Below are 11,934 nucleotides of genomic sequence, written 5' to 3' on the forward strand. Positions count from 1 at the left end.
CACGTTGCGCGCTTACCGGGAGTGCATGCTCACGTCGATCATTCGCGTGCGACCTCCCTGGATGTTGCGGCAAGGAGGTCGATTAGCACGCCGGCCGACGAAGCATATGATTGGTGTATTCGTCAGTGGCCGGGCATCAGGCCTCGCGGAGACCCTCTTGCGCGGCCATACGCCGCGCCTCACGCGAACGGACGAACGCACTGACGAGGATTCCGCCGAGGATCAGGCCCATTCCGGCGAAGTGATGCGCGTGCAGCTGTTCGCCCAGCGTGACCGCCGCGAGCAGCGCGCCGAACAGCGGCATCAGCGTGATCGCCTGGCCCGCGCTTGCCGGCCCCAGCGTCGCGACGGCGGCATTGAACAGGGCAAAAGCGACGACCGAGGGCAGCAATGCCACATAGAGCACCGCGGCGAACACGCCCGGCGTCCAGTGCATCACGGCGATCTCGCGCCACTCGGTGGCGGCCAGCGGGAGCATCGCGAGCACGCCGATCGCGAAGGTGACCGTGAGGAAGCTCGGGGCATGAAGCTTCGGGCGGAGGCGCAGCAGCGAGGTGTAGAAGGCCCAGGCGACCACGCCGCACAGGATCAGCGCGTCGCCGCGATTAAAGGCGACCTGCGACAGCGCACCAAGCTTGCCCTGGAAGATGATCATCACGACGCCGAACGTAGACAGTGCGACGCCGATGATCGCACCGATCCCTGCACGCGCGCCGAAGATGAGGAAGTCGACGAGCAGCACCAAAGCGGGGATCGCCGCCTGCACCAGCAGGCCATTGCTCGCCGTGGTGTAGCGCAGCCCCGAATAGAGGAAGCCGTTGAACGCGGCGACGCCGAGCAGGCCCAGGAGGAGGATCACCGGCCAGTTGCGCACGATCGCACCGCGATCCTCGGCGAGGTGGCGGACGGCGAGGGGGGCGATCACCAGCAAGGCCCCGGTCCAGCGCAGCAATGCGAGAAACAGCGGCGGTATGTCGTCGCGCACCGCGCGGCCGACGATCGAATTGCCTGCCCAGAGCAGCATCACCAGCACGAGCATGCAATAAGCGGCGGTCTGGGGGCGCAGGCGGATCATGCCCGCCCTCTAGGGGAGGTGGCACCCGTTCGCCAGACGGAAGGGGCAGGAAGACCGCTGACGCCCCAATTGCAGACATGCTTGCAATGTAGGATTTCGCCTGACAGCCTCATCTAGCTCTTTGACATCGTAACGCCCCTCTCATCCTGCTCGTGCGAAAGCAGGAGATAGCGCTGCCTGGTCCACACCATCCTGGATTGCCTGCGCAGGAACACGGCCGGCCAGAACGATGCAATCAGTGTGACCCTAGTGTGACCTTTCGCGGCTAACCACCCGTTCTCCGCCGTGAGGCACCGGGCGGCTAGCGCACCAGCAACGGGCGCATCTCCGGAACCGCGGCGGCCAGCTCGCGCGTGACCATCGCCGCGAAGTAATTGGCGCCCTCGATGCCCAGATGCGTGCGATCGAACGAGAGCTTGGGTTGCGCCATCGGGCGGACCTCTATTTCTGTCGTCGCCGTGGGCCCGATCGGCGCGGAGCCGGGCGGGAGCTGCGCAAAGCGGTCCGCCGCGGCTTCGCCCATCGCCTGCACCGCGGCGCTGCTCTCGACATTGAGATCGAGCAGCGGAACCTTCTTCTCCACGGCGACCTTGCGTATCGCCGCCGCCCAGGGTTCGAGGTCGTTCTGGAGCTTGCCGTCCTTGAACATCCGGCGGGTGAGCGGCGTCAGCAGCACCGGCTTCGCGCCTGCGGCACGGACCTCGTCGACATAGCGCGCCATGTTGGCGGGGAATTCGGTGGCGAGGTCGGTCGAGCGGCCGGGCTTGCCGGGCTGATCGTTATGGCCGAACTGGATCAGCACCCAGACATTCTTGTAGCCCGGCGTGCGCATCTCGGCGAGCGCGAGGTCCCACGAGCCTTCGGCGCGATAGCTGCCCGAGCTGCGCCCGCCGCGCGCGAGGTTCACGCAGGCCGCGAACGAAGTCACGTGATAGGCGCAGAAGCTCGGCCCCCAGCCCCCGATCACCGCAGTGGTCGAATCGCCGACGAGGACGATCTTGGATGCGGCGATCGGACGCTGCGCTTCCGGCGCGGTCTGCGCGGCGGTCGGGGCGGCGAGCAGCATCGCAGTGAAGGCAAGGCTGCGCATCACAGCGCGCGGAACCGGAAGTCGCGGAAGCGCGCCTCGCCTTCGCCTGCCGAATAGAGGCCCGGACGCAGCATCAGGAAACCGCCGCGGACATTGTGGTGATAGCCCGAGACCTCCATGCCGCGATCGAAGCGCTTCCACGTCCGGCCGTCCCCCGAGGTGTGGAAGGAAACGATGTGGCGATTGTTGGTGACGCGCATCTTCATGCGGCGCCCATGCGGATTGGCGGGGCGCCCGCGCTCGATGCCGTATTGGTGCGTGACGAAGCGCTTCTCGTCGAAGCCGAGCCCGGCATAGAGCTTCTCGTCGTAGAAGAGCAGCAGGCCGGCGACGCCGCCTGGCGCGATCTCGATATCGCATTCGAACTGATAGGCCTGGTCGCCGGCGATGAGGAGCAGGGGCGAGGAACTGCTCGGCGCGGTGCCGCTGGCCTTGAGCACGAGCGCGCCGTTCTCGACGCGCTGGCGGCTGCTCTCGTCGGGCGCGGGCTTGAAGAAATTCCAGTGGCTGCCGAGCTGTAGCGGCTTGCTGAAATCGTCGGACAGCGGCTGGCCGTGGGGCAGCGCGGTGCCGCCCTTGGGCTTGCGGATCGGCTGCGACAGATCGCCGCCCTTCATCCGGAACCAGCCGTCCTTCGTCCATTCGATTGGATCGAGCAGGGTCTGGCGGCCGAGCGTCCAATAGCCGTTCTCGAAGCCGTGATAGACCGACCACCAGCTGCCGTCGGGCGCCTCGACCAGCGAGGCATGGCCGCGCGACCACCATTTCTCGTCCACGCTGGTGGTGCGCACCAGCGGATTGGCGGGGCATTGCTCCCACGGCCCGTGGATCGATCGGGCTCGTGCGGCGATGACCATGTGGCCGGTCGGCGGGCCGGCAGTGCCGCCCACTGCGGTGATCATGTAGAAATAGTCGCCGTGGCGGTGGATCTTGGGCCCCTCGGGGGAGAAGCCCTCGACGTCCCAATCGTCGGGATAACGCCATGGATCGTAGACGTGCTCGACTGCGCCGACGGTCGATAGCCCGTCGGCCGACAGGCGGATGCGGTCGCCGCCCGACAAGAACAGCCAGCGCGATCCGTCTTCGCCGACCGCGTGGCAGGGGTCGATATGGCTGTGCAGCCCGAGGTCTATCGGGTCGCTCCACGGGCCGTCGATATGATCGGCCCAGATCACGAAGATCGAGTTCGGCTTCGCCTTGACCGGGATATAGAGGAAATAGCGGCCGTCGTGCTTCTCGAGGCTGACGGCCCAGACCGAGCCGATATTCTTCGTCAGCGCGGCCTTGCGCGGCTGCCAGTTCACCAGATCGCGCGAATGCCAGATCGTGAGCCCCGGATAGGAATCGAAGCTGGAGAAGGTCATGTAGTAATCGGTGCCGTCCTTCAGGATGGCGGGATCGGCGCGGTCGCCTGAGATCAGCGGATTGAGGAAATTGCCGTTGCCGAGATCGGCGATGCGCTGATTGTCGAAGCCGCGCTTCCAGTCAGGCGCGGGCTTGCGCGCGGGCGCCGCCTCGGCAGGAAGCGCCAGCGCGCCGCCTCCGAGCAAGGCGGTGCCGATCGATTCGCGACGCGTGAACTTCATCGGGTTATCCTCGGAAACTGGAGGCGGTGAGAATGAGCGGGCGCCCGGCGCGCAACGTGACCCGGCGGGTACGGCCATGCGCGACGAGCGTACGTTCGCCCGAGATGTCGGGCGTAAGCCGAGCTCGGACGAGCCGACCGCCGCGCCATTCCAGATCGACGCCGCAGCCGCCGCGTGCGCGCAGGCCGGCGATCGATCCTTCCGGCCACGCACCGGGCAAAGCGGGAAGCAAGTGGATCGTCTCGCCGCGGCTCTGCATCAGCATTTCGACCATGCCCGCCGCGCCGCCGAAATTACCGTCGATCTGGAAGGGCGGATGCGCGTCGAACAGATTGGGATAGGTGCGCTCGGGACCGAGCAGGAAGGCGAGGATCGCATGCGCGCGGTCGCCGTCGCGCAGCCGCGCCCACAGGTTGATTCGCCACGCCGTCGCCCAGCCGGTGGCGCGGTCGCCGCGGATCTCGAGGCTCCGTCGCGCCGCGGCGGCGAGATCGGGGGTGCGCTCCGGATCGATCTGGTCCGATGGATAGAGACCATAGAGATGCGAGACGTGACGATGATGCACGTCGCCGGCATCGGCGTCCCAATCCTCCTGCCATTCCTGGAGCTGGCCCTGCTTGCCGATCTTGTACGGCGCGAGCGCGGCCCGCGCGGTTTCGGCTTCGCGCACGAAATCCGCGTCGCGGTTCAGGATGCGTGCGGCGGCGGCGGTCTGTCCGAACAGGTCGCGCAGGATCGCCATGTCCATCGTCGGCCCGGCGCAGAGCGACGAGCCATGGCCATGATCATTCTCGGGGCTGAGCGAGGGATTGGTGACGAGGAATCCGCTCTTCGGATCGCGCTGGAGCGTGTCGAGGAAGAAGCGCGATGCCCCCGCCATCAGCGGATAGGCCGAGGCGAGGAAATCCCGGTCGCGCGTATAGTCCCAATGCTCCCAGAGATGCGTGCACAGCCATGCGCCGCCGGTGGGCCACAACCCGTATTTGGCGCCGTCGATCGGCGCCGTCGCACGCCACAGATCGACATTGTGGTGCGCTACCCAGCCGCGGGCGCCGTACATCGTCCGTGCGGTGCGCGCGCCGGTCTCCGCGATCTCGCGGATCATCTGAACCAGCGGCGCGATGCATTCGGATAGATTGGCCGAATGCGCGGGCCAATAGTTCATCTCGGTATTGATGTTGATCGTGTATTTGGAGCCCCAGGGCGGCTTCAGGCTCTCGTTCCACAGCCCCTGCAACGTCGCGGGCTGCCCGCCCGGCTGCGAGCAGGCGATCAGCAGATAGCGCGCATATTGGAAATAGAGCGTGGCGAGCGCCGGATCGGCGGCGGCGTTGTTGGCGGCGACGCGCCGGTCGGTCGGCAGGTCGGCGGCGGGCGTGCGGCCGAGATCGATCGCGACCCGACGAAACAGGCGGCGGTGCGCGGTGGCGGCATCGGCGGCGATGCGTTCGAAGGACTGGCCGCGCGCGCCTGCAATCGCCGCGGCGGTGAGCGCCTCGGGATCGCCAGTCGCGTCGTCGTAACGCCGATAGTTGGTCGCCATTGCGATCAGCAGCGTCACGCTGGTGGCGCCGCGCAGGACGAGCTTGTCGCCCTCTGCGACGAGCGTCCCGCCCTCGGGGACTGCCGCAAGCCGCGCGGCGAAGCGGAGGCCGGCGGGTTTGGTCTGCTCGGCGGTGTTGGTGCCGGTCATCAGCAGCGCGGCCGTGCCATCCGCGCGGACCACGGCGCTCTTCTGCGGCGAAGTGAAACCGATCGTCACGTCGAGCGCGCCGGGCTTCGACACGCTGAGCCGGACCGCGATCACGTTGCGCCCCGGAGAGGCGATCACTTCGCGGCGGTGCGTGACGCCGTTCGCGACGAAGCGGGTTTCGGCTAGCGCGGCATCGAGGTCGAGCGACCTGCGATAGTCCTGCGTCTCGCCCAGGCCGGTGAAGTCGAGCAGCAAATCGCCGAGTGCCTGATACGACATCTGGCGGAGCGGCGTGGCCATGACCTTGGCATTGGCGAAGGCCTCCGCCTCGGCGAAGCGGCCTTCGAAGATCATCCGGCGCAGCTCAGGCATCGCCTCGCGCGCGGCGGGGTTCACCGGGTCATAGGGCGCACCGCCCCAGAGCGTGGCTTCGTTGAGCTGGAGCCGCTCATGCGCGGTGCCGCCGAAAACCATCGCGCCGAGCTTGCCGTTGCCGATCGGCAGCGCCTCTTCCCAGCGCGCGGCGGGCTGGCGATACCACAAAGCGAGGGGCTGCGCCGCCGCGGTTGTGCCGGCACGTGCGCTCGACGCGGCCAGCACACCGCCGGCGAAAGTCGTTACGGCCTCACGACGATTGAGCTTCATGCGGTCACCTTGCAAAGGGCTGGTCGCGCGCGACGATCACGCGGCCGTCCGGGGCGAAGTCGATGCGGACGAGGCCGGGCTTCTCGCGCCACGGGCTGGCCTCGTCGTTGCCGAAGAAAGTGACCCACCAATTTCCCTGCTTGTCATGCAGGAAATTGCCGCCGCCACAGCAAGGCGGGCCTTCGTGGCGATTGCGCCATGGGCCGGTTGGCTTGTCCGACATCCACATGGCAAAGGAATAGCGGCCTTCGTAGCGATCGACGACGCCGAGATAGTAGATGCCATTCCGCTTGAACATCGTCGCGCCTTCATAGCCGAAATGGCGATAGCCTTTCGCGGCGCATTCGGCGCGGTGATGTTTGGGATCCAGATCATATTCGCCTTCGGCCGCGACCATCTTCTGCCATGGGCCGGCGAACCCGCTCATGTCGTCGTTGAGGCGCACGATCTCGTCGGCCGAGCCGAGCGTGAACCAGACCGATCCGTCGTCATCCTCGAACAGAGTCGCATCGATGCCGCCGCGCAGCGGCTTGTCCGGTGAGAAAGCGTGGACATACGGCCCCTCGGGCTTGCCGGTCTTGCTCCAGAGGATCGCGACGCCGGCGCGGCTCATCGAGTGGACGATGAAGTAATTGCCGCGGATGAAGTGGATTTCGGGCGCCCAGAGCGCGCGAAAAGGCACGCCCTTGCGCATCCGCCAGTTCTTCTCCCACACGCCGTCGCGTTCGATGCTCCAGACCAGCCCCAGATAGTCCCAATCCCGAAGGTTCTTCGAGCGCCACAGCTCGACGCCGTCATTGACGGCCCAGATATTGTCGCCGGTCGAGCCGGTCATATAATAATGGCCGTCGCCGCCCAGGCGGACGATCGTGTCGCGGATATGGACGTCGTGGAGCGGGCGGATCGCGGGGAGCAGTCCGGTGGCCACTGCGCTGCCGCTAGCCGAATCGTCCCATGGCGCTATCGGGTAAGGCGGTTTGCCGGCCCCCTTGAAACGGACATTGGGGAGCCCCGAGACCCAGCCGCCGCCGATGCTCGCCGCATCGGGCTTTCGGCCTGGGCCGCTCCGGCCGGAATAGGGCCAATAATCCTTGGGCGGGGCAGGGACGATCCGGCCGCTGTCGTCGCCCTTCGGATCAAGCTGGCCGCCTGAAAGCGGCGCGGGGCCATAGGGAGCATCCTGTGCCGAGGCCGCCCCACCTAGCGCCGCTCCGCCGAGCAAAAGGCCACCGGCGAGGAGCGACCTTCGATCATATCGATAGTCGTCCAGGCCGGCGGAGGGGACAGGCGGATGGATCGTTCGCCTCCTTGTCTAGAAGCGGAAGCGCACGCCGACGCGGAAGATGCGGCCCGAGCTGGCATATTGGGTGACGGCGTTTTGCCCTTCATAGGCATAGCGATCGCTGGTCTGGTTGGTGAGGTTCAACCCCTCCAGCGTGAGCGAGGCCCAGTCGGTGAAGTTGAAGCTCATCGACGCATCGACGTTGGTGGTCGAACGGCTGTAGACGAAGTCGTTGATCAACGGGCCGGTGCAGGGGCCGCCGGGGACGTTATTGCCGTTAACCGTGCCGGGGCTGGCGGGTATTGGCGAGATAATGCCCGGGCTGCACGAGCCCGCCGCGATCGGATAGGCCGTGCTGTAGCCCTTACGATGCGCCACCGAGACACGCGCACGGAACGGCTTGCTCTCGTAATAGAGCGTGGCGTTGATCGCGTCGGGCGAGACCCCGAGGAACGGCCCCTTGCCGGTCGTCCGCGCTACGGTCGCCGAGCCGGGATCGAGGATGTAGTTCAGTTCGGAATCGATATGCGTGTAGTTCAGCTGCGCGCCGAAATTCTTGAGCAGGCCCGGCAGGAAGGTGAAGTCCATCTGGAAGCTGGCTTCGATGCCGCGCAGCCAGCCGCCCGGCGCGTCGGCGAATTGGCGGGCCTGGAAGTCGTAGCCACTGGTGATGTAGTTCGCCTGCGGCGAGCCGGGAGTGAACTGGGCGAGGATCGCCGCGATCGTCTCCGCATCGGCGAAACGGCTGAGCGGTCCGGTGAAGAAGATCGTTTGCGGGAAGCTGTCGATCTCCTTCTGGAACGCGGCGACCGAGATCAGGCCGCCCGGCGCGAAATACCATTCGACGCTGGCGTCGATATTGGTCGAGCGGAACGGCTGGAGCTTCGGATTGCCTACGGTCAGCGTCGCTCCCGAGACGGCTCCGGCGGCGTTGGGGACCGAGATCGCGGTGAGCGTGGGGGCGAGATTGCCGAGTAGCGGCCGTGCCATCACCTTCGAGGCCGAAACGCGGACGAGCAGATTCTCGATCGGTTCGTAGACGACGTTTATCGAGGGCAGGAAGTCGGTATATTTGTTGGTGCCGACGATCGGCCGGCCCGCGGTGGTTGCCCCGGTCGAGGTCACGTCGGTGATCGCGACGCGCGTGCCGGCATTGCCGCGGAACGGACGTCCGAACAATTCGCTGTTCCAGTCGGCCTGGAAATAGAAGCCGGTATCGACTTCCTCGACGCCGAAATTCTCGCGGCCGCCGTTGCGCTTGTTGGTGAGGCGCCAGTCGCCCCATTTGTTGACGCAGTTGCAGGTGAAATCGAACAGATTGTCGAACCCCTGGATGCTCGGCGCGATGAAGCTGGTCAGCGTGCCTTCGGGCAGGCTCAGCCCCTGGCCGAAATTGATCTTCCGGCTGACGCTGGCGGTGGTGGCGCCGGCTTCGCGCAGCGTCGGGTTGAGCAAGTCGTTGTTGCGCTCGTAGAACTGGGTATCGAAGCTGTACTTGCGGATGTTCGCGCCGAAGCCGAGGTTGAACTCGTCATTGGCCTGCCAGTCGAAGTCGATCTTGGCCTGCTTGTAGGTGTTCTTGACGAAGCGCTGATAGTGGCGAATTCCCGAGAAGCCCTTCACGGTTTCCCAATTCGCCGGATCGGCCGCGTCGAAGCCGAGATCGATCTTGGGCATCGAGCCGCCGTCGCGCTCGTCGTAGACGAAGGAGCCCGGTGAATCCATGCGATTGAACTCGACCAGCAACCCTTGCGTGTAGTTGGTCGATTCCGACAGGCCGGCGGTGATCTCGGTCTTGAACACGTCCGAGAAGGCGTGCTGCAGGTTGAACGAACCCTGCTTGAACTTGGTGGTGTAGGTCGACTGGTCCGCCGCCGAGCGGAAGTCGACGTTGCGCATCACCAGATAGTCGGCGAGGCCGTTGGTGACATTGGCGTCGAGTACCTCGACCGCCGGGCGGCCGATCAGCGCGCCGCGGAAGGCGAGGCGGTTCGAGCTGGGAATGTACCCGACCGAGTTGGGGTTGTTGTAATAATCGTACGGGTCGAGATTGAACGGATTGACGCTGAAGATGGTGGCGTTGGCCGCCGTCGTGCCGCCGGGCACCACCGCTGCGTTGCCGAGGATCGACGGAGCGAGCACGCCGCTGGAATTGAACGCAGTCGCGAAGGCGGGCGTGGTGCCGTACATCTGCTGGCCGCAATCCTGCGAGGGCGCGAGATCGCTATCCGCGGCGGGGGTGCACAGGCCCGGATAGAGCGCGCGCGCATTGACCGGCGTGATCGAGTTGGTCGCGGTGTTATAGGTCGCGTTGGTGTTGTTGCGATTGAGGCCGACCGACGAGACCTGGTTGTAGGTGCTCTGATTCCAGAAGCGCGAATAGGCGCCGTCGATGCTGAGCAGGGTCCGGTCGCTGATCTGCCACTGGTACGACGCGGTCAGGCCGAGGCGCTCGTTGCGCACGTCCTGCTGCTCGATCGACGCGAGCGCCGGAATGCGGACCAGCGAATCGTCGAGGCGGCCCGGCGTGTTGAACGCCCCGCCCGGATAGAGCTTGGCGTAAGCGGCGGGATCGGAACCGGTGAGCGCGGCCAGCGCTGCGGGATTGGTTACTACCGTTCCGAAGCTCGTGCCGGTCGGCGCGGCGAAGCCGGCGCGCTGCGGATTCTCGGCGCCGAGGAAATCCGAGTTGCGATAGAGATAGTCCGACTGGCCGGGTGCCCGGCGATATTGGTCGATCTCGTTCTTCGACTTGCTCCACGCACCCGAGACGAGGAACCCCATCGATCCGTCGAAGAAGCGCGTCGAGGCGAGGCCGGCGAAGCGGGGATTCCACTTCTTGCTGTTCTGCTGATAGCTGCCTTCGGCCGAGACCGCGAGCTTCGGGCCCGCATAGTCGAAGGGTCGGCCGGTCTGCAGATCGATGGTGGCGCCGAGCGAACCTTCGTCGGTTTCCGCCGACGGGGTCTTCTGCACCTTGAGCGAGCTGAACAGCTCCGAAGCGAACGTGTTGTAGTCGAACGCGCGGCTGCGATTGGGGCTGGTGCCGGCGTCGTTGGCGCCCGCGGTGGACAGCGCCTCGAGCCCGTTCAGGCGGGTGCGGTTGAAGTCGCCGCCCAGTCCGCGGACCGTGATGGTACGGCCTTCGCCATTGTCGCGATCGATCGAGACGCCCGGCAGGCGCTGGAGCGATTCGGCGAGGTTGGTATCGGGGAAATCGGCGATGTCCTCGGCGTTGATCGCATCGATCTGGACGGTGGCGTCGCGCTTCTCGCGGATCGCGCTGCGCAGCGCGGCGCGATAGCCGGTGACGACGATCTCGCCTTCTTGCCCGGCACCGGCATCGCCTTCGTCCTGCGCGACGGCGGCCGGTGCCTCGGCGGCGGTCTCTGCCCCCTGGGCAAAGGCGGCGCTGCCCCAGCTCGCGGCCAGCGCGAGCGCGGCAAAGGACGCGCCGGTGCGCAGGATCGTGGCGGTGGCGTTCTTCTTGATCATCATTCCCCTCCCATTGGCGGGGCGCCGCCATCCCCAGCGGTCGTCCCCATCAGATATGTCGTCGAGGAGGGGCGGCATTCGCCGCGATTGCCCGAGCGGTGCGGACGATCGATCGTCGCTGCAGACCCGCGGGCTTTTGCCTCTCCTCGTTTCGCGCGGCCTTTGCGACCGTCGCTCCGGAATCGTCCATAGACACCGGTGGCATAATGGTAGCGCCAACGCCCTTTTCGGGCAACCATAAGTGCCTGGATTAAATTCTAACAAAATCAATCAATTAAAGAAATTGATACCGGTATCAATTCGCGCGACACGGGTATTGGACGGCCTTTGCCGAATCGTTCCGCAGCAAATCAACTGGGTCGAGGCATGCCCAAGGTCGCGCGCCAGCGCCGGCGCATCGTGCCGGGGTCGGCGGGAATGCGATCGGGCAGAATTTCGAGTTCCGCGATCCGATCGAGCCGAAAGCTGCGGAAGTCCGCGCGCAGCTCGCACCAGGCGATGAGCACGCGCACTGCATCGAGATATCCGATCACCAGCGGCCACACCGTCCGCCTGGTCTGCTTGCCCGATGGATCGACATAAAGGAGGACGATCTTGCTGGCCGCGCGGATCGCGCCGCGCAATTCGGCGGCGTCGACGCGATCTTCCACAATGTCCCAGGCGGGCGGTGTCCGCGCGGAGGGGTCTTCGAGGAAGGCGCGCATATCGTCCGGCAAGACCGCCGCGACCTTGGCGAGCACGTCGCGCGCGGCGCGCGCCAGCGCGGGGTCAGCATGGCCGGCGACCCATTGGACGCCCAACGCCACCGCGTCGATCTCGTCGGCTGTGAGCATCAGCGGCGGCAGGTCGAAGCCGCCGTCGAGGACATAGCCGATCCCCGCCTCGCCGCGGATCGGCACGCGCTGGCCGATCAATGCGGCAATGTCGCGATACACCGAACGTTTCGAAGTCTCGAGCTCGACGGCGATCGCGTCGGCGGTCACCGGGCGCGTCGTGCGGCGGAGGATCTGGACGATCTGGAAGAGGCGGTCGGCCTTGCGCATCGATCGGACCCTACTGCCATGCTGC

Annotated in this window: 7 protein-coding genes; all 7 read right to left on the reverse strand. The window is 66.2% G+C overall.

Annotated features, from left to right (window positions below; genetic code table 11):
* Positions 1-136: 136 nt before the first annotated feature.
* The 7 genes from ASE13_RS02845 to ASE13_RS02875 all read right to left on the reverse strand — a co-directional run bounded on the left by ASE13_RS02845 (position 137) and on the right by ASE13_RS02875 (position 11,909).
* Positions 137-1,075, reverse strand: coding sequence for a DMT family transporter (locus ASE13_RS02845; protein ID WP_056611132.1), 939 nt, complete (start codon positions 1,073-1,075; stop codon positions 137-139).
* 301 nt (positions 1,076-1,376) lie between these two features.
* Positions 1,377-2,165: a rhamnogalacturonan acetylesterase gene (locus tag ASE13_RS02850; RefSeq protein ID WP_056611143.1), complete on the reverse strand. Its 789-nt coding sequence runs from the start codon at positions 2,163-2,165 to the stop codon at positions 1,377-1,379.
* Positions 2,165-3,751, reverse strand: a complete 1,587-nt coding sequence (locus ASE13_RS02855) for a family 43 glycosylhydrolase (RefSeq protein WP_056611147.1) — start codon at positions 3,749-3,751, stop codon at positions 2,165-2,167. The genes ASE13_RS02850 and ASE13_RS02855 overlap by 1 nt, the downstream gene beginning before the upstream one ends.
* Positions 3,752-3,755: 4 nt before the next feature.
* Positions 3,756-6,089, reverse strand: a complete 2,334-nt coding sequence (locus ASE13_RS02860) for a glycosyl hydrolase family 95 catalytic domain-containing protein (protein ID WP_056611150.1) — start codon at positions 6,087-6,089, stop codon at positions 3,756-3,758.
* 4 nt (positions 6,090-6,093) lie between these two features.
* Positions 6,094-7,311: a family 43 glycosylhydrolase gene (locus tag ASE13_RS02865; protein WP_156404703.1), complete on the reverse strand. Its 1,218-nt coding sequence runs from the start codon at positions 7,309-7,311 to the stop codon at positions 6,094-6,096.
* Positions 7,312-7,401: 90 nt separating this feature from the next.
* Complete coding sequence (locus tag ASE13_RS02870; protein WP_056614617.1) at positions 7,402-10,866, reverse strand: TonB-dependent receptor domain-containing protein; 3,465 nt, start codon at positions 10,864-10,866, stop codon at positions 7,402-7,404.
* Positions 10,867-11,216: 350 nt separating this feature from the next.
* Complete coding sequence (locus ASE13_RS02875; protein WP_056611152.1) at positions 11,217-11,909, reverse strand: helix-turn-helix transcriptional regulator; 693 nt, start codon at positions 11,907-11,909, stop codon at positions 11,217-11,219.
* Between the last annotated feature and the right edge of the window lie 25 nt (positions 11,910-11,934).

The organism is Sphingomonas sp. Root241 (assembly GCF_001428865.1).
Lineage (GTDB): Bacteria > Pseudomonadota > Alphaproteobacteria > Sphingomonadales > Sphingomonadaceae > Sphingomonas.